At 66.3% G+C, this 24,743-nt stretch carries 20 protein-coding genes and 1 pseudogene; 13 read left to right on the top strand and 8 right to left on the bottom strand.

The window, feature by feature from the left end; all coding sequences use genetic code 11:
• Positions 1-42 precede the first annotated feature (42 nt).
• The 4 genes from hemW to rph form a co-directional block, all read right to left on the bottom strand.
• A complete protein-coding gene (gene hemW / locus OVA13_RS10640; RefSeq protein WP_267790457.1) occupies positions 43-1,197 on the bottom strand; it encodes a radical SAM family heme chaperone HemW in 1,155 nt (384 codons plus the stop codon).
• A 3-nt stretch (positions 1,198-1,200) separates the two neighbouring features.
• Positions 1,201-1,794 carry an RdgB/HAM1 family non-canonical purine NTP pyrophosphatase gene (gene rdgB / locus OVA13_RS10635; protein WP_267790456.1) on the bottom strand — a complete coding sequence of 198 codons (594 nt, stop codon included), beginning with the start codon at positions 1,792-1,794 and terminating at the stop codon, positions 1,201-1,203.
• Between the two features lie 19 nt (positions 1,795-1,813).
• Positions 1,814-2,206, bottom strand: coding sequence for a VOC family protein (locus OVA13_RS10630; protein ID WP_267790455.1), 393 nt, complete (start codon positions 2,204-2,206; stop codon positions 1,814-1,816).
• 100 nt (positions 2,207-2,306) lie between these two features.
• Positions 2,307-3,038, bottom strand: coding sequence for a ribonuclease PH (gene rph, locus OVA13_RS10625; protein WP_267790454.1), 732 nt, complete (start codon positions 3,036-3,038; stop codon positions 2,307-2,309).
• 123 nt (positions 3,039-3,161) lie between these two features.
• Between rph and OVA13_RS10620 the strand changes: the two genes are divergently transcribed.
• The 5 genes from OVA13_RS10620 to OVA13_RS10600 all read left to right on the top strand — a co-directional run bounded on the left by OVA13_RS10620 (position 3,162) and on the right by OVA13_RS10600 (position 9,188).
• Positions 3,162-4,022 (top strand): YicC/YloC family endoribonuclease, encoded by an 861-nt coding sequence (locus OVA13_RS10620; RefSeq protein ID WP_267793509.1) that lies wholly within the window; start codon positions 3,162-3,164, stop codon positions 4,020-4,022.
• Positions 4,023-4,112: 90 nt separating this feature from the next.
• A complete protein-coding gene (gene gmk / locus OVA13_RS10615; RefSeq protein ID WP_267790453.1) occupies positions 4,113-4,799 on the top strand; it encodes a guanylate kinase in 687 nt (228 codons plus the stop codon).
• Between the two features lie 197 nt (positions 4,800-4,996).
• The gene (gene rpoZ, locus OVA13_RS10610; RefSeq protein WP_267790452.1) at positions 4,997-5,296 is read left to right on the top strand and encodes a DNA-directed RNA polymerase subunit omega; all 300 of its coding nucleotides are present in this window, start codon (positions 4,997-4,999) and stop codon (positions 5,294-5,296) included.
• Between the two features lie 116 nt (positions 5,297-5,412).
• A complete protein-coding gene (locus OVA13_RS10605; protein WP_267790451.1) occupies positions 5,413-7,584 on the top strand; it encodes a RelA/SpoT family protein in 2,172 nt (723 codons plus the stop codon).
• A gap of 1,220 nt (positions 7,585-8,804) precedes the next feature.
• Complete coding sequence (locus OVA13_RS10600) at positions 8,805-9,188, top strand: RidA family protein (RefSeq protein WP_267790450.1); 384 nt, start codon at positions 8,805-8,807, stop codon at positions 9,186-9,188.
• A 9-nt stretch (positions 9,189-9,197) separates the two neighbouring features.
• Here OVA13_RS10600 and OVA13_RS10595 read toward each other — a convergent pair whose 3' ends face one another.
• Positions 9,198-10,241, bottom strand: a complete 1,044-nt coding sequence (locus OVA13_RS10595) for an AraC family transcriptional regulator (RefSeq protein WP_267790449.1) — start codon at positions 10,239-10,241, stop codon at positions 9,198-9,200.
• Between the two features lie 119 nt (positions 10,242-10,360).
• On the opposite strand from OVA13_RS10595, the gene OVA13_RS10590 reads away from it, so the two are divergent.
• From OVA13_RS10590 to OVA13_RS10560, 7 genes and pseudogenes are all read left to right on the top strand, one after another.
• Positions 10,361-11,599 (top strand): parallel beta-helix domain-containing protein, encoded by a 1,239-nt coding sequence (locus OVA13_RS10590; protein ID WP_267790448.1) that lies wholly within the window; start codon positions 10,361-10,363, stop codon positions 11,597-11,599.
• Between the two features lie 8 nt (positions 11,600-11,607).
• Positions 11,608-12,789, top strand: coding sequence for an SO2930 family diheme c-type cytochrome (locus OVA13_RS10585; protein WP_267790447.1), 1,182 nt, complete (start codon positions 11,608-11,610; stop codon positions 12,787-12,789).
• A 35-nt stretch (positions 12,790-12,824) separates the two neighbouring features.
• A complete protein-coding gene (locus OVA13_RS10580; RefSeq protein WP_267790446.1) occupies positions 12,825-15,278 on the top strand; it encodes a TonB-dependent receptor in 2,454 nt (817 codons plus the stop codon).
• 102 nt (positions 15,279-15,380) lie between these two features.
• Complete coding sequence (gene recG / locus OVA13_RS10575) at positions 15,381-17,486, top strand: ATP-dependent DNA helicase RecG (RefSeq protein WP_267790444.1); 2,106 nt, start codon at positions 15,381-15,383, stop codon at positions 17,484-17,486.
• Between the two features lie 70 nt (positions 17,487-17,556).
• Positions 17,557-18,495 carry a nucleoside hydrolase gene (locus tag OVA13_RS10570; protein WP_267790443.1) on the top strand — a complete coding sequence of 313 codons (939 nt, stop codon included), beginning with the start codon at positions 17,557-17,559 and terminating at the stop codon, positions 18,493-18,495.
• A gap of 85 nt (positions 18,496-18,580) precedes the next feature.
• A complete protein-coding gene (locus OVA13_RS10565) occupies positions 18,581-18,823 on the top strand; it encodes a type B 50S ribosomal protein L31 (RefSeq protein ID WP_267790442.1) in 243 nt (80 codons plus the stop codon).
• Between the two features lie 273 nt (positions 18,824-19,096).
• Positions 19,097-20,387, top strand: a pseudogene (locus OVA13_RS10560) (citrate synthase).
• 66 nt (positions 20,388-20,453) lie between these two features.
• Here OVA13_RS10560 and OVA13_RS10555 read toward each other — a convergent pair.
• A complete protein-coding gene (locus OVA13_RS10555; protein WP_267790441.1) occupies positions 20,454-20,969 on the bottom strand; it encodes a cysteine hydrolase family protein in 516 nt (171 codons plus the stop codon).
• Between the two features lie 113 nt (positions 20,970-21,082).
• On the opposite strand from OVA13_RS10555, the gene OVA13_RS10550 reads away from it, so the two are divergent.
• Positions 21,083-21,481: an Lrp/AsnC family transcriptional regulator gene (locus tag OVA13_RS10550; RefSeq protein WP_267790440.1), complete on the top strand. Its 399-nt coding sequence runs from the start codon at positions 21,083-21,085 to the stop codon at positions 21,479-21,481.
• Between the two features lie 24 nt (positions 21,482-21,505).
• Here OVA13_RS10550 and OVA13_RS10545 read toward each other — a convergent pair whose 3' ends face one another.
• Positions 21,506-22,174: a hypothetical protein gene (locus OVA13_RS10545; RefSeq protein ID WP_267790439.1), complete on the bottom strand. Its 669-nt coding sequence runs from the start codon at positions 22,172-22,174 to the stop codon at positions 21,506-21,508.
• A 117-nt stretch (positions 22,175-22,291) separates the two neighbouring features.
• On the bottom strand, positions 22,292-24,718 hold the full coding sequence (locus OVA13_RS10540) for a penicillin-binding protein 1A (RefSeq protein ID WP_267790438.1): 2,427 nt from the start codon (positions 24,716-24,718) through the stop codon (positions 22,292-22,294).
• Between the last annotated feature and the right edge of the window lie 25 nt (positions 24,719-24,743).

Raw genomic sequence — 24,743 nt, 5'->3', positions numbered from 1 at the left:
CGGGTTGCGACCAGGTGACGGCGCTGCGGCAGCCGTGCCGGATCAGGCGGTCAGGAAAAGCTCGACCACGTCGTTGGTAAAGCGCCGGCCCAGCGCGGTCGGGACCACATGGGTGGGGCCGACGGTCAGCCAGCCGCGCTGCCCTGCCACCGCCAGGCGGTCCGCGATCGCCTCCAGTGGCAGGCCGGTCCGCGCGGGGAAATCGGCCAGGGCGAAGCCTTCGTGCAGGCGCAGCGCGTTCAGCATGAACTCGAACGGGCGGCGCTCCGGGGTGATGTCGTCGTCGCCCCCGATGGCCTGCGGCGTGCCGGCCTGGGCCAGGTAGCTGGTCGGGTGCTTGACCTTCCAGCGCCGCAGGATCTGCTGGCTTGCGCCCAGCGTGATCTTGCCGTGCGCACCGGCGCCGATGCCCAGGTAGTCGCCGAAGCGCCAGTAATTGAGATTGTGCGCACACTGCCTGCCAGGCCGCGCGTAGGCGCTGACCTCGTAGTGCCCGTAGCCGGCATCGGCCAGCAGCGCCTGGCAGTGCTCCTGCATGTCCCATGCATGGTCCTCGTCGGGAATGCCTTTCGGCGGCCGGGCGAAGAAGATGGTGTTCGGCTCCAGGGTCAGCTGGTAGTGCGACACGTGCGTTGGCTGCAGGGCGAATGCACGCTGCAGGTCGTGTTCGGCCATGGCCAGCGTCTGCCCCGGCAGCGCGTACATCAGGTCGAGGTTGAAATTGTCGAAACCGGCATCCTGCGCCAGCTTCACCGCGTGCTCGGCTTCGCGGCTGTCATGGATGCGGCCGAGCTTCTTCAGGCTTTCGTCGTCGAAGCTCTGGATGCCGAAGCTGATGCGGTTCACGCCGGCGGCGCGGTAGTGCTCGAAGCGGCCGTGTTCGGCGGTGCCGGGGTTGGTCTCCAGCGTGATCTCCAGGCCCGGCGCAAAGCGCAGCCGCGCGCTGGCGGCCTGCAGGAAGCGGTCGATGGCCTCCGGCGGGAACAGGCTGGGCGTGCCGCCGCCGAAGAACACGCTGCGCACGGTGCGCCCCCACACCAGCGGCAGGTCCTGGTCCAGGTCGCGCAGCAGGGCGTCGATGTAGTCGTCGAAAGGCAGCGCGCCCTTGCCCTGGTGCGAATTGAAATCGCAGTACGGGCATTTGCGCACGCACCAGGGCAGGTGCACGTACAGCGCGAGGGGCGGGGGAATCAGCATGGACTATGCGCGAGTGAGCAGGCGCTGTTTCAGGCTGGCCAGCGCCTTGCCGCGGTGGCTGATCCGGTTCTTGTCGTCCAGCGGTATCTCCGCGGCGGACTGGCCGCGCTGCGGGTCGAAGAACACCGGGTCGTAGCCGTGTCCGCCGTCGCCCTGGCGCGCATGCAGGATGCGGCCGCGCCACTCGCCTTCGACGATCAGCGGTTGGGGGTCGTTGGCGTGGTTCAGCAGCACCAGGACGCAGTAGAAGTGCGCGCTGCGCGCGTCGTCGGGCACGTCGCGCAACGCTTCGAGCAGCTTGTCGATGTTGCGGCTGGCATTGCCGTGCTCCCCCGCATAGCGCGCGGAGTACAGCCCGGGGGCGCCGTTCAGCGCATCCACGCAGATGCCCGAGTCGTCGGCCAGGGCCGGCAGGCCGGTCATCTGGCAGGCGTGGCGGGCCTTGATCAATGCGTTCTCGACGAAGGTGGTGCCGGTTTCGTCGGCGTCTTCCACGCCCAGGTCGGACTGGGCGATCAGTTCGATGCCGCTGTCGGCCAGCAGGCTGCGCAGTTCTTCCAGCTTGCCGTAATTGGAGGAGGCGAGGACGAGCTTCACGCGGGTATCCGGGGTGGGGTCAGGAGGCGGGTTGCAGCAGGTCCCAGCGGTTGCCGTAGGCATCACGGAACACGGCCACGGTGGCATAGCTTTCCTCGCGGGGCGTTTCGAGGAATTCAACGCCCTGCGCGGTCATCCGCGCATGGTCGCGCCAGAAGTCGTCGGTCTGCAGGAAGAAACCGACGCGCCCGCCGGTCTGGTCGCCGATGCGCGCGCGTTGTTCGTCGGTGCTGGCCTGTGCCAGCAGCAGGCAGGTTTCCGTACTGCCGGGCGGCGCCACGCGCACCCAGCGCTTGCCGCCGCCGTGGTCGGCATCCTCGCGCAGCTCGAAACCCAGCGCCCCGCAGTAATGCGCGATGGCGCGGTCATAGTCGTCGACGACGATGGTGATCAGGCTGAGGGTTTGTGGCATATCGGCATTCGAGCGAGGCGGTTGTGGGAGCGACGTCAGTCGCGATTGGTTTACCGGTAACGCCTCATCGCGACTGACGTCGCTCCCACAAGGAAGGATGTCAGCCCGCCAGTGCCGCGCGCTGCGCCGCGAACAGTTCACCGATGCCTTTCTCGCCCAGCGCGAGCAGGGCGTCCAGCTCGTCGCGACGGAAGGCGTGGCCTTCGGCCGTGCCCTGCAGCTCGATGAAGCCACCGCCGTCGTTCATCACCAGGTTCATGTCGGTGTCGCAGTCGCTGTCCTCGGCATAGTCCAGGTCCAGCACCGGCACGCCACGGTAGATGCCCACCGACACCGCAGCCACCGCGCCATGGATCGGGTCACGCGCGCCTTTGATCTCATTGCGCGACTTCAGCCAGTTCACCGCGTCCACCAGCGCCACATAGGCGCCGGTGATGGCGGCGGTACGGGTGCCGCCGTCGGCCTGCAGCACGTCGCAGTCCAGGGTGATGGTGCGTTCGCCCAAGGCGCCACGGTCCACGCAGGCACGCAGCGTGCGGCCGATCAGGCGCTGGATCTCCAGCGTGCGGCCGCCCTGCTTGCCGCGCGATGCCTCGCGGTCGCTGCGGGTATGGGTGGAGCGCGGCAGCATGCCGTATTCGGCGGTCACCCAGCCTTCGCCCTTGCCGCGCAGGAAGCCCGGCACCTTGTTCTCCACCGTCGCGGTGCACAGCACGCGCGTATGGCCGAAGCTAACCAGCACCGAGCCTTCGGCATGGCGGGTGTAGTTGCGCAGGATGCTGACCTCGCGCATCTGCTCGGGCGGGCGGCCGCTGGGGCGTGAAAAGGACATGGGCGGCTCCGTGAGTGGGGGCGCGAGTTTAGCAGTACGGCGCCGCCCGCCCGCTGCCGACGGCCGGCGCGGACGGCGGGTGCTGCTAACATGCGCCGCTCCCTTGATCCGACGGAACGCCCGATGATCCGCAGCATGACGGCCTTCGCCACCGCCGAGCGCACCACCGAAGGCGGCACGCTGGGCGTGGAACTGCGCGCGGTCAACCACCGCTTCCTGGAAATGGGCGTGCGACTGCCGGACGAGCTGCGGGTGCTGGAGCCGGCCCTGCGCGAGCGCATCGCCACCCGCGTTTCACGCGGCAAGCTCGATTTCACCCTGCGCCTGCGCGCGCCGGAAGGCGAGGGCGCCCTGCAGTTGAACACCCAGCGTGTCGCCCAGCTGTCCGAGCTGGCGCAGGACCTGTCGGCGCGCCTGCCCAACCTGCGCACCGAACTGACCGACCTGCTGCAGTTCCCCGGCGTGCTGCAGGGCAAGGGCGTCGACCAGGAAAAGCTGCAGGCCGAGGCAATGGCACTGGTGGACACCGTGCTGGCGCAGTTTGTCGCCGCGCGCGAGCGCGAAGGCGGCAAGCTGGCGACGGCCATCCTGGAGCGCGTGGACGGCATCGCCGCGCTGGCGACCGAGGCCCGCACGCTGATCCCGCTGATCCGTGCCGGCCAGCGGCAGAAACTGGAACTGCGCATGGCCGACATCGCCCAGGGCGCGGATCCCGGCCGCATGGAGCAGGAGCTGGTGCTCTGGCTGCAGAAACTCGACGTGGACGAGGAACTGGACCGGCTGGACAGCCACATCAAGGAAATCCGGCGCGTGTTCACCCAGAAGGAACCGCAGGGCCGTCGGCTGGACTTCCTGCTGCAGGAGTTCAACCGCGAAGCCAATACGCTGGGCTCCAAGTCGGTCGACATCCGCACCACCAACATCGCGGTGGAACTGAAGGTGCTGATCGACCAGATCCGCGAACAGGCGCAGAACATCGAATAACCGTGACTGGAAATTCGTGATGGGTGATTCGAAAGAGCGGCTTCCCAGCCGTTACGGAATGGCAGGCGGCACCGCTACTAGAGCGCAATGATGACCCAGCAGACTTTCAACGAACGCGATTCAGCTACCACGGATCACGCATCACGAATCGCCGATCCGGCGCAGCGGGGGACGCTCTACATCGTCGCCGCGCCCTCCGGCGCGGGCAAGAGCAGCATCGTCAACGCCGTGCTGGCGCGCGATGCCGACATCGCGCTGTCCATCTCGTTCACGTCGCGCGCGGCACGCCCCGGCGAACGCCATGCGCAGCACTACCACTTCATCAGCGCCGACGAGTTCAAGGCGATGATCCGTGCCGGCGACTTCTTCGAGTACGCCGAAGTGCATGGCGACTGGAAGGGCACCGCGCGCCAGTCGGTCGAGCCGCAGCTGGAAGCCGGCAAGGACGTCCTGCTGGAGATCGACTGGCAGGGCGCCCGCCAGGTGCGCCAGAAGGTGCCGGATGCGGTCAGCGTGTTCATCCTGCCGCCGTCGCGCGACGCGCTGGAGCAGCGCATGCGCGCCCGCGGCCAGGACAGCGAGGAGGTCATCCAGCGCCGGCTGGCGGCCGCCCGCGAGGAGATGTCGCACTACGGCGAGTTCGACTACGTCATCGTCAACGACGTGTTCGACGACGCCGTGGCCCAGATGCATGCCATCTTCACTGCCAGCCGCCTGCGCCGCGAAGCCCAGGACGTGCGCCATGCGGACCTGATCGCAGCCTTGCTGGCGGAATGATCCGGGAAAGCGGCAACCGGGCCGCCCTGGATCATGCTCGGCGTGCTCGCGCCGAGGCCTGAAGGTCTCTTTCGACTGCCAGGCCTGCGCCAACTCATTGATTCTAAAGAAAAGGCTTGCATTGGCGTCCCCGGCTGCCTACAATCGCCGCCCCTTTCCCCATTCACTGGGCGGCCACCAGGTCGCCGGGAGCCCGCATGGCCCGCATCACCGTTGAAGATTGCCTGGAAGTCGTCGATAACCGTTTCGACCTGGTCACGATGGCAGCCAAGCGCGCCCGCCAGCTGGCGAACGGCGTCGAGCCGACCATCGACAACAGCGAGTCGCAGGACAAGCCGACCGTGCTGGCGCTGCGTGAAATCGCCGCCCGCCGCATCGACAACGACCTGATCGACCGCGTCGAGAAGGCTGAACGCGAGCGCGCCGAGCGCGAAGCGCTGGAATGGGCCGCCGCGGAAGTGGTCGCCGACGACGATCTGTCCAAGGGCGACGACTGAGCATCGGCGTCGACTGACGTTTCCATCGAAACGGACGATCACGGAAAGCCCGCGCAAGCGGGCTTTTCGCGTTCCGGAGGTTTGCCGTTCCCGCGTGACTGGCATAGGCTGGCGGCATGAACCCAGGCCGCACCGCCAAGGCACTCCGCAGCCCCGCCTCGTCGCGCGACGAAACGGTGCCGGACTACGTCGCGCAGTTCGAGAAGACCGCGCGCTACCTGCCGAAGGAACAGCTGCCCCTGCTGCGCCGCGCCTGGGAAGTCGGTGCCGCCGCGCATGCGGGCCAGACGCGGAAGTCGGGTGAGCCCTACATCACCCATCCGGTGGCGGTGGCCGGCGTGCTGGCCGAACTGGGCATGGATGCCGAAACGCTGATGGCGGCCATCCTGCACGACACCATCGAAGACACGCCGCTGACCGGCGCCGAGATCGCCGCGGAGTTCGGCGAGTCGGTCGCCGAACTGGTCGAAGGCGTCACCAAGCTGGACAAGCTGAAGTTCCGCGACCGCCAGGAAGCGGCGGCGGAAAGCTTCCGCAAGATGCTGCTGGCCATGTCGCGCGACCTGCGCGTGATCATGATCAAGCTGGCCGATCGCCTGCACAACATGCGCACGCTGGGCGCGCAGAGCGCCGAAGCGCGCCAGCGCATCGCCCGCGAGACGCTGGAGATCTATGCGCCCATCGCGCAGCGGCTGGGCATGAACCTGGTGAAGTCCGAGCTGCAGGACCTGGGCTTCCGCGCACTGCACCCGTGGCGGCATGCAGTCATCGACAAGCACATCCGCAGCCAGCCCGTGGTTCGCCGCGAATCGATGGCGCAGATCGAGGCGCACCTGTCGCAGCGACTGGCCAAGGAGGGCATCGAGCACCGCCTGGTCAGCCGCATCAAGACGCCGTGGAGCATCTACAACAAGATGCGGGGCGAAGGTAAGAGCTTCGATCGCGTCATGGACGTGTTCGGCTTCCGCGTGGTGGTCGACTCGGTGCCGGCCTGCTACCACGCACTGGGCGCCGTGCATGCGCAGTACAAGCCGCTGGACGGGCGTTTCCGCGATTTCATCGCCATCCCCAAGGCCAACGGCTACCAGTCGCTGCACACCGTGCTTTTCGGCCCGTATGGTTCGCCCATCGAGGTGCAGATCCGCACCACCGAGATGGACCTGATCGCCGAGCGCGGCATCGCCGCGCACTGGACCTACAAGTACGGCACCGATTCGCCGAACAGCGCGCAGAACCGCGCGCATGCCTGGATCGTCGAGCTGATCGACAACCAGCGTGCGGCCGGCTCTTCGCTGGAGTTCCTGGAAAACGTCAAGGTCGACCTGTTCCCGGACGAGGTCTACCTGTTCACGCCGAAGGGCAAGATCCTTTCGCTGCCGCGCAATTCCACCGCGCTCGATTTCGCGTACGCGGTGCACACCGACGTGGGCAACCAGGCGGTGGCCTCGCGCGTGGACAAGAAGCTGGTGCCGCTGCGCACCAAGCTCAGCAGTGGCCAGAGCGTGGAGATCATCACCGCGAAGTCCGCATTGCCCAAGCCGCAGTGGCTCGAGTTCGTGGTCACCAGCAAGGCGCGCACCGCGATCCGCCATCAGCTGAAACAGCTGGAGCACGAGGACGCCGTGCAACTGGGCCATCGCATGCTGGACCGTGCGCTGGAAGACCTGGACAGCTCGCTGGAACGCCTGCCGCAGCAGCGGCTGGATGCGTTCCTGGCCGAACACCGTTATCCGCGCCTGGAGGCGTTCCTGGCCGACGTGGCGCTGGGCAACTGGATGCCGGCGCAGGCGGCGCAGGCGCTGACCGCGTTCGCCGAACTGCGCAGCGGCGGCCATTCGCGCCATTCGCAGGAAAAGATCCTCATCAAGGGCACCGAGCGTGGCGTGGTCAGCTTCGCCAACTGCTGCCAGCCGATTCCCGGCGACGAGATCATGGGGTACCACACGGCCGGCAAGGGCATCGTGGTGCACCGGCTGGACTGCCCCAACGTCACCGAGTTCCGTAAGTCGCCCGAGCGCTGGGTGCCGATCGCCTGGGATGCCAGTGTCAGCGGCGACTACGACGCATCGCTGCTCATCGACGTGGAGAACCGTCCCGGCGTGCTGGCGCAGGTCGCCGCCGCGGTGGCCAAGAGCCAGTCCAACATCGAACGCGTCGAATACCTGGAGCGCGACATCAATGTCGCGGTGCTGCGTTTCTCCATCCAGGTGCGCGACCGCAACCACCTGGCGGAAGTGATGCGCCGTCTGCGGCGCCTGAACGTGGTGCATGGCGTCAGGCGGCAGTGAGTTAAATGCCGTTGGGCATTCGCTTGAGCTATCAGTTCCACTCACTAGAGTGTTTCTCTCGCATCCGATTCGACCAAGACATACGAAATGCCGGGTATTCTCTCGCGAATGACAGAGATTAAAGCCCGACGTGACAAGCGTACGTCGGGCTTCTCTAGTGGGCGTGAATTTGATTGCCAGTCATGCCTGGATAGGTTTACGGAAACTGAGCCTGAAGGAGAGCGTTGTTTCCTGCTGCCGTCGCTGTGGAACCCAAACCCACGAACGTGCCCGGGTTGGTTCCGTTGCAGTTCATCGTCACCTTAAAGTTGGAGCCGACAACTTGAACGGAGTTCTGATTTGCCCAACATTCGCGATCGATAGAGGCGCCGAGCTCAGCGAAGCCAACGGTTACGCTTGCTGCATCTGTTGTATTGGATCCTACACCGCTAATGGTTGAGCTGCGGCCCAGATCCCCTGAAGTGTTGGGGTATCCGCAAGAAAAGGACGAAACAAATCCTCCAGGAAATATGACTACTTGTGGAGAGCGGCACGCGTAACCTTCAGATGCTCTAAAAAGTTGAGCGAATGCAAGTAGATTTCCTGCTGCCCCCGAGGCCGTGTATCCCATTCCGCCAACTGATCGGTTGCCACCCCAAGTTCCGTCAGCATTCTGAAGGCGGCATGTAAAATTCGCTCTGTAAGTCCCCGGGTCCGCGTCGATGGAGTAAAAATTGCACCGCGCTCCCTGATCTATCAGGTTTGCGAAGCTTTGCAGGTTGGCGTGAGCATCATCTAAAGATGTGCCAAATCCAGCTGTTTGGTAGCCGCCGCACGTTCTTTTTACCAAGTATCCTCCTGGAAAAGTGGACACATCAGCGCTACCGGAGCAACTGGCCGCCATCGAGTCAGAAGTCATGAGGCAGCCTGCGATCATCACGAGCAGCAAAAAAATCGTCCTCATGTTCGGCAAACTCATACTAGGTCCCTTATCTAGTCGAGCGATAGTCGCCCGAACGGACTGTATTCTTCCCTCCGATTGCTCTGTAGAAGTAAACTCATGAACGTGCAGGTTTGGAGTTCTTGTCGCTTCTGGAAAGTGACCTGTTCCTCTGTTTCACCTTTTAGTGCCGATTGAGTGCTGAGCTTTCTACCCTGATTCCGACATCCGACATCCGACATCCGACATCCGACATCCGACATCCGACATCCGACATCCGACATCCGACATCCTGCCTACTATGACTTATCAAATCATCCACACCGACCAGGCTCCGGCCGCGATCGGTCCGTACTCGCAGGCCGTGCGCGCAGGCAACACCGTGTACTTCTCCGGGCAGATCCCTCTGGATCCGGTGACGGGCAGCCTGGTGGAAGGCGACATCGCCGTGCAGGCCCGTCGTGCGTTCGACAATCTCAAGGCGGTGGCGGAAGCCGCGGGCGGCTCGCTCGACCGGATCGTGCGGCTGGGCCTTTACCTGACCGATCTGTCGCAGTTCGCGGCGGTCAATGCGGTGATGCAGGAATACTTCGCGGCGCCGTATCCCGCGCGCTCCACCATCGAGGTGTCCGGCCTGCCTAAGGGCGCGGCGTTCGAAGTCGATGCGGTGATGGTGCTGGACTGAGCCCGACGCTCAGGCGATCCGCGCGCGGGCTTCGCTGGGTGTGTGGCCGGTCCAGCGCTTGAAGGCGCGACGGAACTCGCGCACGTCGTTGAAACCGATCTGGCTGCCGATCCACGCGATGGTGAGGTCCGGGTCCTGCAGCAGGTCCAGCGCACGCTCGGTGCGGATGCGGTCATGCACGGCGCTGAAACTGGTCTCCTCTTCGGACAGCTGGCGGCGCAGCGTGCGCTCGCTGAGGTGCAGCGCGGCGGCGATCTCGGTCATCTGAGGATTGCCTGGCAGGCGCGGGCGCAACTGTCGCTCCACCGCCGCCGTGGTTTCCCCGCGCAACGACATGGCGGCCAGCTGCGCGCGGCACAGCGCCAGCGCCTGGCGGGACGTGACCGGGTTGTAGCTGGAGAACGGCAGCTCCAGCCAGCGGCGATCCACCGTCATCGCATGCTGCGGCTGGTTGAAGCGGACTTCGCAGTGGAACAGTTCCTCATACCGTGCCGAATAGGCCGGTGGCGCGTAACCCAGGTCCAGGCGCAGCGGATTGAAATCAGGGCCGGCCAGCTCGCGGGCGAGCATCAGGACGCTGGAGAACATTTCCTCGCACAGGAACGGCAGCAGGTCCGAGGCCTCGTCCGGCGCGGTGGCGATGACGGCGATGGCGCCGTCGTGGCGTTCGTCCAGCGACAGGTCCATCAGCGGCCCGAGGTTACGCTGGTACTCCAGGCCGATCTGCACGGCGTCACCGAACGTGGGCGCGGTTTTCATGGCGAGCCCGAGCAGGCCGAAGTTGCCCCCGTTCTGCTTGCCGCCCATCGCCAGTCCCACGCCCTCGACCGGCAGGGTGGGCAGGGCGCGGCGGATCACCTCGCTGGCCTGGCGGTACGACACGCGCACCAGCGGGTCGTGGATCTCCTGCACGTTCAGGCGCATGCCGGCGAACCAGCCCTCGCAATTCACCCCCAGTTCGCCGGCCAGCAGCACCAGGCCGCACAGCATGTTGGTGGGAAGGTTGGCGACCGACAGGCGTTGGCCCCCTTCCGTGCCAGGTTTCCAACGCATCGAAGCCCTCCAGCTTGTCCGCTTTGCCCCCCTTAGTATGCCGCTCCTGCCCTCCGCGTAAAGCGCAGCAGCGCACGAGACTGCACGCTGTATTCGCAGGCGTATGGGGAGAGGGATTCATGCAGCGCAGCATTGTTGCCTTTGCGGTCGTGGCCGCGCTGGGCGTGGCCGCCCCGGGGTGCAAGCCGACGGCACCGGAGTCCGCCGCGGTTCCGGCAGGGGAAGCGGGCTTCGCGGCCTCGTTCCAGGAACGCCTGCTGGATGCGAAGCCCGGCGATGTCATCGAGATCCCCGCGGGCCGGCACAGTTTCGACCGCAGCCTGACCCTGCGCGCCGACGGCGTGACCCTCCGCGGCGCCGGCATGGACAAGACGGTGCTGAGTTTCAAGGGACAGAAGGCGGGAGCGGAAGGACTGCTGGTCAACGGCGACAACTTCACCATCGAGAACCTCACCATCGAGGACTCGAAGGGCGACGGCCTGAAGATCAGCGAGTCGTCCAACATCACCGTGCGCGGCGTGAAGGTGCAGTGGACCGGCGGGCCCAGCACCAGGAACGGCGCGTACGGCATCTACCCGGTGCTGACGAAGAACGTGCTGATCGAGGACACCGTCGCCATCGGTGCATCGGATGCGGGCATCTACGTGGGCCAGTCCGACGGCGTCATCGTGCGGCGCAGCCGCGCCGAGCAGAACGTGGCCGGCATCGAGGTGGAGAACACCATCAATGCCGATGTCTACGACAACGTCGCCACCGGCAACACCGGCGGCATCCTGGTCTTCAACATGCCGGGCCTGTCGCAGCAGGGCGGAAACATCCGCGTCTACGACAACAAGGTGATCGCCAACAACCACGCCAACTTCGGTGCCAAGGGCACGCCGGTGGCCAGCGTGCCGGCGGGGTCGGGCATCGTCATCAACTCCAACGACGACATCGAGATCTTCGGCAACGAGATCCGCGACAACGCCACCGCCAACATCATCGTCTCCAGCGTGTATTCCACCGGCTACAAGGACAGCAGCGCATCGCCGAACTTCGATCCGTACCCGGAGCGCATCCACATCCACGGCAACACGCTGTCCGGCGGCGGCGATTCGCCCGACGGCTTCGACCTGAAAGCATTGAAGGTGGCGATGTACGGCCTGCGCGGGAACTTCCCCGATGTGCTGTGGGATGGCTACTACAACAAGGACCGCGTGGTGGGCGGCAAGCCAACCGGCCCACAGATCTGCCTGCGCGATGTCAACGGCGTCATCAACGCCGACGGACCGGGCGGCTACAAGAACCCGGGCAAGGATATGAAGCCGTACGATTGCGCGTTGCCGCGCCTGCCCGCCGTCGATCTGAAGCGAGGCTGAGGCCGGGCATGTGGCGCTGGATATCGCGTGCGTGGTTCGCCGGATGGCTGGCACTGGCGTTGGCAGGGTGTGGTTCCCGCGACGTGCGGTTCATCAGCGAAGGGCAGCCCGCCACGTTGGGCGAGTGGCAGCTGCTGCGCGTGGAAGACGGCAGGCTGCGCCTGAACGATGGCGTGGTGCCCTACGATCTCAACACGCCGTTGTTCAGCGACTACGCGCACAAGCTGCGCACGGTGTGGATGCCGGCCGGCACCGCGGCCTCCTACCAGCCTGAGCACAGCTTCGACTTTCCTGTCGGCACCATCCTCAGCAAGACGTTCTATTACCCGCTGCCGCCAGGAGAAACGTGGGATGGCCGGTCGGTCGCCCGCACGCCGCCGGCGCAATCGTCGCTGCAAGGTGAATCACTGGACCTGTCCACCGTGCGGCTGATCGAAACGCGACTGCTGGTGCATCGCGCGGAAGGTTGGGTGGCGCTGCCGTATGTCTGGAACGCGTCGCAGACCGAGGCCACGCTGAAGCGGGCCGGGGACCTGGCCACGCTGGAACTGGTGGATGCCGCAGGTGAGCGCGAGACCGCCAGCTACCAGGTGCCTGACCAGAACCAGTGCGGTGGCTGCCACATCACCGACAACAAGTCCCGCAAGCTGCTGCCGATCGGCCCGAAGGCGCGCAACCTCAATCGCGATTTCGACTATGCCGCCGGCCGCGCGAACCAGCTCGAGCACCTGGCCCGCATCGGCTACCTGGCCGGCGCGCCGCCATTGTCGCAAGCGCCACGCAGCGTGGATGCGGCCGATGCAGGACACGCCAGCCTTGAGCAACGCGCGCGCGCCTACCTGGACGTCAACTGCGGCCATTGCCATAGCGCCACCGGCCCCGCGATCACGTCCGGCCTGTGGCTCGATTCCGGTACGCAGGACCGCCTGAAGCTTGGCTTCTGCAAGCAACCCATCGCGGCGGGCAAGGGCACCGGCAACCGGCGCTACGACATCGTACCCGGTGATGCCGGGGCGTCCATCTTCGATTTCCGCATGGACAGCACGGACCCGTCGGTGATGATGCCGGAAGTGGGGCGTTCGGTTGTCCATCGCGAAGGCGTGGCGCTGATCCGCGCCTGGATCAACGCGCAATCGGGTCGCTGCGATGGGGATGCAGCCCCGTCCATCAAACAACCGCCGGCGGCCTGACGCCGGTTCCGCACGATGCTTCTCGGGAGGAAGTGATGAAAGTGATGCAACGGAATCTGGTGGTCGGGCTTCGCCATGCGCTGTTCGGCTGTGTCGTGCTGGGGAGCAGTGGCGTGGCATTCGCGCAACAGGCCGCGCCAGCGCGCGATGCTTCGGACCCGGCCACCACGCTGGACACCATTACCGTCACCGCGCAGAGCCGTGAACAGGAACTGCAGGATGTACCGATCGCGCTGCAGGTGCTCAACGACCAGATCATCAGCGACGTCACCGCCGAGGACATGGGCGACCTGGACAGCTTCGTGCCCGGCCTGCAGATCAACAGCGTGCAGCCGACGCAACCGTCCATCGCCTTGCGCGGCATCAGCACCGACGACTTCGGCATCGGCACTGATCCCGCCGTGGGCGTATTCATCGATGGCGTCTACACCGGTCGCAGCGGGGGCATCCTGTTGCCGCTGACCGATGTGGAGCGCATCGAGGTACTGAAGGGGCCGCAGGGCACCCTGTTCGGCCGCAACACCGCGGCCGGCGCGGTATCGATCATCACCAAGCGGCCCAGCAACGAGACCGAGGCGGCGGTGAAGCTGAGGCTGGGCAACGAAGGCAAGCAGTACGTCGAAGCGATGGCGAACATCCCGGTGGGCGAGCGCTCCGCGCTGCGCCTCAACGGCATGTTCAACACCAGCGATGGCTGGCTGGATGACGGTGCGACCGGGCAGGACCTCGGCGGCGACAACGTGTGGGCGACGCGCGCGGCCTGGCAAGTGGGCCTGGGCGACAACACCACCGCGCTGCTCAGCTGGGACCACGAGAGCCTCGACCAGCAGGGCCGTCCCACCACCGGCATCGTGCCGTTGCCGCCGAGCCCCGGCACACCGGTCGCTCCGGCCGACCCGACCACCTACCTCGATCCACGCGACATCGGCACGTTCAACGACACGGTCGACAACGCCGAGTGGCGCACGTTCGATGGCGTCACGCTGATCATCGACCATGCATTCGGCTGGGGCACGCTGACCTCGACCACCGCCTGGCGGCAGTTCGATTCGCTCAACCGGGTGGAAGAAGACGGCACCAACCGGCCCAACCTGTATCTCTCTTCCACCAACAGCGAATCCAACGAAAACAAGTACCAGGAGTTCAAGTTCAGTGGCAGCGCCGGTCGGCTCGACTGGCTGGCGGGCGTGAGCTACTACGAGGAAGAGGCCAGCCAGACCAGCGAGGTCGACACCACCAGCACGGCCGTCGATACCGCGGTGGCCAACCTGGGCCTGGCGCCCACGCCGGATGGCACGCTGTTCGGTTACTTCTCGCAGGTGCTGGCGGCCAACGGCATTCCGTTGACCCTGCTGGATCACCGCTGGAACGAGTCCTTCCACAATACGTTGAAGACCAAGGCCTTCGCCGGCTTCGGCGACGTCATCTGGCACGTCAACGACAAGCTCAACGTCACCGTCGGCCTGCGCTACACGCGCGACGAGAAGGACTTCAGCTGGTTCAACGACCTGCGCAGCGCACCGACCCTGGACGCGACCCTGGACGTGCTGGATGCGGCGGGCTTCTTCGCGCTGGCCGGCGTGCCGCGGGAATTCTTCGTCTTCGACCTGGCCTTCATCGATCCGCCGGCGATGATGAACAAGGGCATCACCAACCGTGCCAGCGATTCGTGGAGCGACTGGAGCCCGCGCTTCGTCGTCGACTACCACTTCACCGACGGGCTGATGGGCTTCGCGTCGCTGGCCAAGGGCTACAAGGCGGGCGGCTTCAATGCGCTGCAGATCGGCAGCGAGTTCGACAACGAGGACAACGAGGACGTGTGGAATGCCGAGATCGGCATCAAGCACGCGTTGCCCGAGGCGCGACTGGCGTACAACCTGTCGCTGTACCACTACCGCTACGACAACCGCCAGTCGATCCGGCTGGACAACACCACAGCGATCCCGCGCTTCGTGGTGGACACCGGGGACGTGGAAGCCACCGGCGTCGATTTCGACCTGCGCTGGCAGGTCAGCGATGCGTTCGGCATGGACTTCAACGCCGCCTGGATCGATGCGAAGTACAAGGACTACAGCGTCGTCACCGGTGCGGGCACCCTCGACCTGGATGGCGAGCCCACCGGCGAACCGAGCTGGTCGGCCGCCATTGGCGGCCACTACACCTGGCAGCTGGGCGAGACGGGTGACCTCCGGCTGGCGCTGCGGCATGCGTATCGCGGCGCCTGCCGCGCCAACGCGTACAACCTGGGGTCGGGCGACTGCGCGGATTTCCCCGCGTTCTCGACCGGCGAATCGCAGAACCGCACCGACGTGAAGCTGGGCTGGACATCGGCCGGCGGACACTGGAGCTGGGCGGTCTACGGCAACAACGTGTTCGACGAGCAATACGTCACCCAGTTGAACGTTTACGGTCGCGAGGCATTTGGCACGGTGGGCGCGGTGGTCAGCGAGCCGCGCACGTACGGCATGGAAGTGAGCCTGAAGTTCTGAGGCGGCCGTCGGGTGGAATGACCATGGCATGATGGGGGCGAAACCCCGGCGTCGGACGGCGCCGGGGTTTTTGTTTTCGCCCATTGCCGGCATGCTTGTCGCATGCCCGTGCGTCGCGACACCGCTTCCGTCGAACTTTCCTCCGAGCCCTTGAGCCGCCTGCCGGGCGTGGGGCCGCGCGTGGCCGAGAAGCTGGCCGTGCGCGGCCTGCTGACCGTGCAGGATCTGTGGCTGCACCTTCCCCTTCGATACGAGGACCGCACCGCGATCACGCCGATCCGCCTGCTGCAACCCGGCGTGCCGGCGCAGGTGGAGGGCAGGGTGGAGGCGGTGGAGCGCGGCTTCCGTTATCGGCCGGTGCTGCGCGTGGCGGTCGGAGATGATTCCCGCGGCTCGCTGGTGCTGCGGTTCTTCCACTTCCGCGCGGCCCAGGTGGCCCAGTTCGCCGTGGGCGCGCGCATCCGCTGCTACGGCACGCCCAAGCCGGGCCAGAACGGCCTGGAAATCATCCATCCCAGTTATCGCGTGCTCGGTGATGACGACGAGATGGCGCTGGGCGATGCCCTTGACCCGGTCTATCCGGCGGTGGAAGGCATCGGTCCCGCAACGCTTCGCAAGCTCATCGGCCTCGCGCTGGACAAGCTGCCCGACGACGCGGCGCTGGAGCTGCTGCCGCCCGGGCTGCTCGCGGGCCTTGGCCTGCCCTCGTTGCGGCAGGCCCTGCTGACGATGCATCGCCCACCGCGCGACGCCGACGTGGCGGCGCTGGCGTTGGGAACGCATCCCGCGCAGCGCCGGCTGGCCATCGAGGAACTGCTCGCCCATCACCTCAGCCTGCGTCGACAACGCCTGGCCATGCGCCGCCATGGCGCACCGCCGTTGGCAGGCAAGGGCAAGCTGGCGACCGCACTGCAGAAATCCCTGCCCTTCACGCTGACCGGCGCGCAGCAGCGCGTCTATGCACAGATCCGCGAAGACCTGAAGCAGCCCTCGCCGATGCTGCGGCTGGTGCAGGGCGACGTGGGCAGCGGCAAGACGGTCGTCGCCGCGCTGGCCGCCATGCTGGCGGTCGAAGCCGGCAAGCAGGTAGCGCTGGCGGCACCCACCGAACTGCTGGCCGAGCAGCACCTGGCCAACCTGCGCGGGTGGCTGGAGCCGCTGGGCGTGCGCGTGGCCTGGCTGGCCGGCAAGGTCACCGGCAAGGCGCGCACCACGGTGCTGGCGGACGTGGCGAGCGGACAGGCGCAGGTGGTCGTGGGCACGCACGCGCTGATGCAGGAAGCCGTGACCTTCCGCGACCTGGGCCTGGCCATCGTCGACGAACAGCACCGCTTCGGCGTGCACCAGCGCCTGGCGCTGCGCGACAAGGGCGCGGACCGGGACCGCGTGCCGCACCAGCTGGTGATGACGGCGACACCGATACCGCGCACGCTGGCGATGGCGGCGTATGCCGACCTGGATGTGTCCGCCATCGACGAACTCCCCCCGGGTCGTACCCCGGTGCAGACCGTGGCGCTGAGCGCGGAGCGCCGGCCGGAGCTGGTGGAGCGCATCCGCGCCGCGTGCGCGGAGGGCCGGCAGGCCTATTGGGTGTGCACGCTGATCGACGACAGCGACGAAGTGGTCGCGCAGGCCGCGCAGACCACGTTCGACACGCTGTCCGCGTCGTTGCCGGAACTGCGCATCGCGCTGGTGCACGGGCGCATGAAGGCCGCCGACAAGCAGGCCACCATGCGCCGCTTCAAGCAGGGCGAGATCGACCTGCTGGTGGCGACGACGGTCATCGAAGTGGGCGTCGACGTGCCCAACGCCTCGCTGATGATCATCGAGAACGCCGAGCGCCTTGGCCTGGCGCAGCTCCACCAGTTGCGTGGCCGCGTGGGCCGTGGCGCCACCGCATCCAGCTGCGTGCTGATGTACCAGCCGCCCTTGTCGATGATGGCCAAGCACCGCTTGGCGACGATGCGGCAGACCAACGACGGCTTCGTCATCGCAGAAAAGGATCTGGAACTGCGCGGGCCGGGCGAACTGCTCGGCACGCGGCAGACGGGCCTGGCCGCGTTCCGCGTGGCCGACCTGGCGCGTGACGCCGGCCTGCTGCCGCAGGTGCATGCGCTGGCCGAGCAGTTGCTGGCAGAGGACGAAGCCACCGCTGACCGCGTGATCGCGCGTTGGGTGGGCGGCGCGGCGCGGTACGCCTCGGCGTGACCGTGGCCGTAAGCTTCCATGCGGGTTCGGCCAGTGCCAGACTCGGCAGCCAGACGACGAAGAGAAGAAGATGACGGACAAGATTCCCCTGCTGATCGACACCGATCCGGGCGTCGATGATGCGCTGGCGCTGCTGATGGCGTTCAACGATCCCCGCCACGAGATCGTCGGCCTGACCATTGCCGCCGGCAACGTGGGCCTGCAGCACACGGTGCGCAATGCCCTGAAGCTGTGCGAAGTCGCGGGGCGCGCTGACATTCCCGTGTTCGCCGGCGCGCCTGCACCCTTGCTGCATCCGTCGCCGGACGCGGGCTACGTGCATGGGCAGGACGGTTTCGGCGATGTCGGCTTCCCACCCGCCGCACGCCAGGCGGAAGCCGAGCACGCGGCGCTCGCGATCCTGCGCCTGTCGCACCAGCATGCCGGGCAACTCGCGCTGGTCGCGCTCGGGCCGCTGACCAACATCGCCCTGGCGCTGAAGCTGGACCCGACGCTGCCGCAGCGCGTGGCCCGCTTCGTGGTGATGGGGGGCGCGGTGACATGCCACGGCAACATCACGCCAGCGGCAGAGTTCAATTTCTATTTCGACCCGGAAGCAGCACACCTGGTGCTCGAGGCCTTCGAGCGTTACGACCTGGCGGACTGGGAAGCCACCATCGCCCATGGCCTCCACCACGAGCGCGTGGCGGACTGGCTGAAGGCCGATTCGGACCGTGCCCGGTTCTACGACCGCATTTCCGAGAAAACGCGGCTGTGGTCCGCCGACCGCCGGGGCGACCACTGGTACGCGGCCGATGCCCTGGCAATGGCTTTCGTGCTGGCCCCGGAGGGCGCGCTGGAACTGGCCGAACGCCCCCTGGCCGTCGAGCTGCAGGGCGTCCACGCCCGCGGCGCCTCCGTGGTGGACTGGCGGCGGGAGGGGGGGCGGCCGGACAAGGCCAACATCCTGCTGAAGTACGACCAGGCCGGCTTCGAGCGCCTGATCCAGGCCGCACTCGCCGCGACCTGAGCCCAGGCGTCCGGCCGGGTTGCGCCGGCCGGCGCGTGCGGGCTACAATGCCGCTCTTCCATTCCCGCTACACGGTGTTACCGCCATGAAGGCCGACATCCATCCCCAGTACCGCGAAGTCGTCTTCCACGACGTGACCTCCGATTTCAAGATCCTGACCCGCTCCACGCTGGGCGCGAAGGAAACGACGAAGTGGGAAGACGGCAACGAATACCCGCTGATCAAGGTCGAAATCTCCTCGGCTTCGCACCCGTTCTATACGGGCAAGCACAAGGTCATCGACACCAGCGGTCGCATCGACAAGTTCCAGAAGCGCTACGCGCGCTGACGGATTCGTCGTGTCGCCTGACGGCCGCGCCTGGTGCGCGGCCGTTTGCGTTTCCGTCATTCCGCGCTGGATTCCCGTGGCGTCCCGCATGCCGGGAAATGCTTGCGGCGCGGGCCGCGCGCCTTATTCTTTGGTCTGACTTTGGTCCGCTTTTGAGCGACGGCTCCAAGGGCGGTGTGCGATAATTGGGGTTATCCAAGGTTCACTCCCTGGACATCCGTCACACGCCGACCGGGCAACCGGCCGGTGCATCCCCACGAAGGAGCGCACACTGTGTCCGAACTTGACCAGGTCACGCTGAATGCAGGCGACAAATCCGTCGTCCTGCCAGTCCTGAAGCCCACGCTTGGCAACGATTGCGTCGATGTTTCCAAGCTGACCAGGGAAACCGGCCTTTTCACCTACGATTCCGGCTTCACCGCCACCGCCAGCTGCAAGTCCGCCATCACCTACATCGACGGCGACAACGGCGTGCTGCTGTACCGCGGTTACCCGATCGAGCAACTGGCCAAGCACTCCAGCTTCCTGGAAGTGGCCTACCTGCTGATGAACGGCGAACTGCCGACCACGGCCGAATTCGAGAAGTTCGACCACGAAGTCACGCATCACACGATGATGCATGAGTCGCTGAAGAACTTCCTGCACGGCTTCCATTACGACGCGCACCCGATGGCCATGCTGGCCGGCACGGTCGCTTCGCTGTCCGCGTTCTACCACGACACGCTGGACCTGGAAGACCCCGAGCAGCGCCGCCTGGCCGCCATCCGCCTGATCGCGAAGGTGCCCGACGATCGCCGCCGCCGCCTACCGCTATTCCATCGGCTGGCCGATCCGCTACCCGCGCAACAACCTGGGTTACGTGGACCGCTTCCTGCACATGATGTTCGAAGTGCCCAGCGAACCGCTGGAGATGAACCCGGTCGTCGCCAAGGCGCTGGACCTGCTGTTCATCCTGCATGCCGACCACGAGCAGAACGCGTCGACGTCCACCGTGCGCCTGGTGGGGTCCACGGGTGCCAACCCGTACGCCTCGGTGGCCGCCGGCATCACCGCGCTGTGGGGCCCTGCCCATGGCGGCGCCAACGAAGCCGTGCTGAAGATGCTGGAAGAGATCGGCACGCCCGACAAGGTCGATGCCGCCGTGGCCAAGGCCAAGGACAAGGAATCCGGCTTCCGCCTGATGGGCTTCGGCCATCGCGTCTACAAGAACTTCGACCCGCGCGCCAAGATCATCCGCGAGATGACCCACAAGGTGCTGGGCGAGCTGGGCGTGAACGATCCGCTGCTGGAAGTGGCGATGAAGCTGGAAGAGGCGGCCTTGAAGGACGACTATTTCATCCAGCGCAAGCTGTACCCCAACGTCGATTTCTACAGCGGCATCATCTACAAGGCGCTGAAGATCCCGACCGAGATGTTCACCGTGATGTTCGCCATCGGCCGTACCGCCGGCTGGGTGTCGCACTGGCTGGAGCAGCAGGTCGATCCCGAAGCGAAGATCGGCCGTCCGCGCCAGATCTACACGGGTTATGACGTGCGCGACTACAAGGCACAGGACCAGCGCTGATCCGCTGCTGGTTCGCTGGTTTGATCAGAAGGCCCCTCGCGGGGCCTTCTGCTTTTATGGGGCGGGTCAGAACGCGTCGGCGGACATCAACAGCGGTACCCGCGTCGACAGCCCGTGCAGCGCGATCTGGTGGATGGGCTGGCTGACGGTGGTCGTGCAGTCGGCCAGCACGCCGACCTGGTATTTCTCTGCTGCCTTCGAGATGGCGGTATGGGTGACGCAGTTCTGGGTCATCATGCCGGCGACCAGCAGCCGCTGCACGCCGTGGCGGGACAACAGGGCTTCGAGCGCGGTCTGGTGGAAGGCGTCGGCGAACTGCTTGACGACCACCGGCGCCTCCGGCGCGGCCGCCAGGATGCGGGGATGGATCTTTACTCCCTCGGTGCCCGCGATGAAGAATGCGCCGTCACCCTCCGGCGACTGCGATACATGCTGGATGTGCACGACCAGCATGTCGCGCTGCTGGGCAAGGGCGATGGCGTCCACCGTCGCGTCGATGACGGGCGCGGTGTTCCACAGGGGGAACCTGCCATCGGGCAGGTAGTCGTTCTGCAGGTCGATCAGGAGCAGGGCGGTTTTCATCGGGCGATAATGGCCAGCGAGGGGAGCGACCATCCTGGACGCATCGCCCTCCGGTTGTAATTGCATCCTGAAAGCATTGCAGCGGTCCCGCTTGAACCTTGAAAGAGATGCCCATGGACAAGATGAGTCGCGCCATCCTGGCGCAGTTGTCCCACGACGCGCGCATGTCCTGGCAGCAGCTGGGCAAGCAGGTGCACCTGACCGGCCAGGCCGTGTCGACCCGCGTACAGCAGATGGTCGACAGCGGGGTGATACGCCGCTTCGCCGTGGTGCGGGGCGACCTGCGGCGCTACTTCGTCACGGTGTTCATGGACACGCCGCGCTTCGACGAGTTCGAGGCCTTCCTGGCCATGCACGAGGACGTCGAAAGCGCCAGCAAGGTGGCCGGCGAAGGTTGTTACCAGCTGGTGCTGGCCTGCGAGGACGAACGCGCGCTGGAGGACTTCACCCAGTCGCTGTTGCGATACGGGCGCTACAAGGTGGCGACCGAGATGCGCCGCGTGAAGGGTTGAGCCGAATGCCCCGCGCGGGGCATGTCAGTGGGCTGCCGGATCCATGCCGTCCTGCATTTCGAAGCCGGCGATCTCTTCTTCCACCAGCAACTGCCGCAGCTGTGCATCCGACGCCCGCCGCATGGGCTTTTCATCCACCGACGAAAGCGGCGCCTGCCGAAGCGCGTCGTGCGGCAGCACGGTCAGGTCGAAGCTGAGCTCTTCGGCACTGAACACCCAGACCGGCAGGTCCGCGATGCGCTCGCGATCCAGGCGCAGCCGACGCGTGCGGGCTTCGGCCGGAATGTGGTGGTCTTCCAGGAAACGCGTGATCGCATCCGGGTCATCACTGTGCAGGTGCAGGTGCACGGGCGAGCGGGCATCGGCGGTGCCGTCCAGCACCGGACCGACCAGGCGGGGCGCGAACGGGGCGAAGAACCCCAGCGCCCGCTGCGCGGCTTCACGCCGCTGCCGCAGCCCGGCCGCATGCGTGGGGCCTGCGAACAGGCGCTGGTACTCGCGCAGGGCGTCCTCGATTTCGCGGTTGCGCGGCAACGAGGCGTCGTCGTGGATGCCCAGCCGGCTGGCGGCCTTGAGCTTGGCCTGGTGGAAGTCGCGGATGCCGCCTTCTGCCATCAGGCGTGCGGCTTCGTGGGCGAGGCGCTGGCGTCGCTCGCGGGTACGGGTTTCGGCGTGCTGACGGGCGTGGTGCATGGCGTGCCTCCGCGTCGAAACTGAAGGCGACTCTACACGAGCAACTCTGAATGTCCATGACGGCGCCGACAGGTGCCGTCATCGTGCCGCCGCGCGACGGGCGCGGCAGGCATCAGGTCAGAAGATGTCGAACGCTTCCTCGTCCGGCACCGCGTCTTCGGGGCCATAGAGGTCGTAGTCCTGGATGCGGTCCATGTCCTCGACCTTGACCCATTCGGTGACGCCATTGAGCGTCGCCTGCACCATGCCGTCGGGCGGGTCGTTCGATGCGATCGGCTTGTCCTTCAAGGCCACGCGCATGTAGTCGATCCAGATGGGCAGGGCGGCCTTGCCACCGTACTCGCGGTAGCCGAGCGACTGGAAGTTGTCGCGACCGACCCAGACCACGGTGGCGTAGGGGCCGCCGAAACCGCCGAACCAGGCGTCACGGTGTTCGTTGGTCGAACCCGTCTTGCCGCCGACATCCTCCCGGCCCAGCACCTTGGCCGCCGTACCCGTACCGCGCTGCACGACGTCGCGCATCATCGAGGTCAGCTGGTAGGCGGTGCGCTCATCGATGGCGCGCGGCGCGGTGACCGCACTCGGGTCCACCGGCTTTTCGACGGGCTTGGGCGGCGCGTTGGCCGCTGGCGTGGCGGGCTTGGCGGCCTGGGTGGGACCGAAGTTGAAACCGTCCACCACCTGCGCCGCCGGCGCCGTGCCGCCGTGCTGGCCCTGGCCACAGCTGCGGCAGGCGATGGCGGGATTCTCCTTGAACACCACGTTGCCTTCGCGGTCCTTCACCTCGTCGATGAACCACGGGGTGACCCGCGAGCCGCCATTGGCGAACACGGCATAGCCGCGTGCCACCGACAGGGGCGTCAACGAAGCCGTGCCCAGTGACATCGACAGGTTGGGCGGCAGTTCCGCCTCCTCGAAGCCGAACTGGCTGATGTACTTGCGGGCGAACGGCACGCCGATGCCGTCCAGCAGGCGCACCGAGACCAGGTTGCGCGACTGCACCAGCGCTTCACGCAGGCGCATCGGGCCGCGGAAGCCGCCGCCGTCGTTCTGCGGGCGCCACATGTGGCCACGGCGGTCGCGGAAGACGACGGGTGCGTCCAGCACGATCGATGCAGGATTGAAGCCCTTTTCGAATGCCGCCGCATAGACGAAGGGCTTGAAGCTGGAGCCTGGCTGGCGGCGCGCCTGGGTGGCGCGATTGAACTTGTTGCCGGCGAAGCTGTAACCACCGACCAGGGCGCGCAGTGCGCCATTGCTGGCATCCAGCGATACCAGTGCCGCCTGCGCCCGCGGGATCTGGTCGATGACGTATTCGTCGGCGTTCTTGCCCGCCTTGATGCGGGTAAGGTCACCCCGCTTCAACAGCTTGGCCGGCGTGCGGCCGGTCCACTTGCTGGCGGCCGCGGGGAGGGTGATCTCGCGCGCATCGGCGGTGACGACGACCGCGCCACCGTCATCCAGCGTGCGCGCGACGATGGCGGGGATCAGGCCGTTCTGCGGCGGAATGCCTTTCAACTGCACGGCGAGGGCGACCGCATCGGCATCGGCGGCCACGTCGAAATGGCGCTCCACGCCATTCCAGCCGTGGCGATGGTCATACAGGCCCAGGCCATCGCGCACGGCGTCGCCGGCCGCCGCCTGCAGCGTGGCGTCCAGCGTGGTGGTGACGTGGTAGCCCTTGGTCAGGGCTTCCGGACCGAAGCGCGCGATCATTTCCTGGCGGACCATTTCGGCCACGTAGGGCGCATAGACCTCGACCGGGCGCTCGTGCGGCTTGGCGTGCATGGGCTCTGCCTTCGCCTGCGAGGCGTCGGCGGCGGTGACGTAGCCGTCCTCCTGCATGCGCTCGATCACGTAGACGCTGCGCTGGTGGTTGCGCCCGGGATTGCTGATCGGGTTGCCGCTGGAGGGAAACTTCAACGCACTGACCAGCGTGGCCGTCTCGGCCAGGGTCAGCTGATCTAGCGTCTTGCCGTAGTAGTACTCCGCGGCCGCGGCGACGCCATAGGAGCGATTGCCGAAGAAGCTCTTGTTGAGATAGAGCTCCAGGATCTCGTCCTTGCTCAGCATCTTCTCGATGCGCATCGCCAGCATCATTTCCACCAGCTTGCGCGTGTAGCTGTATTCCGAGCTCAGGAACCACTGGCGCGCCACCTGCTGGGTGATCGTGCTGCCGCCGGCCACGCGGCCTTCCTTGCGGCTGACGATCTGCCAGACCGCGCGGCCGATGCCGGTGGGGTCCACGCCGTTGTGCTCGTAGAACTTGCTGTCCTCGGCGGCGATGAAGGCCTGTTTGACCCGTGCCGGCACCTGCGCGATCTGCACCGGGTAGCGCCGGGTCTCGCCATAGAGCCCGATCAGCCGGCCATCGCTGGCGTAGACATAGAGGGGTTCCTGCAGCTCGACGCTGCGCAGGGACTGGATGTCCGGCAGCTTGGACGAGACGGCGTAGTACAGGACGCCCAGACCGACCAGGCCGGCCAGGGAGAATACGAAGAACGTGATCAGCGTCCAACGCAGAAGACGACGGAAACGGGTCATCCAGTGCTTTCCGATTGCAGAATTC

Source organism: Pseudoxanthomonas sp. SL93, assembly GCF_026625825.1.
Classification (GTDB): Bacteria; Pseudomonadota; Gammaproteobacteria; order Xanthomonadales; family Xanthomonadaceae; genus Pseudoxanthomonas_A.
Note: the sequence above shows the minus strand (reverse complement) of the source record. Positions and strands in the feature narration are given on the sequence as shown.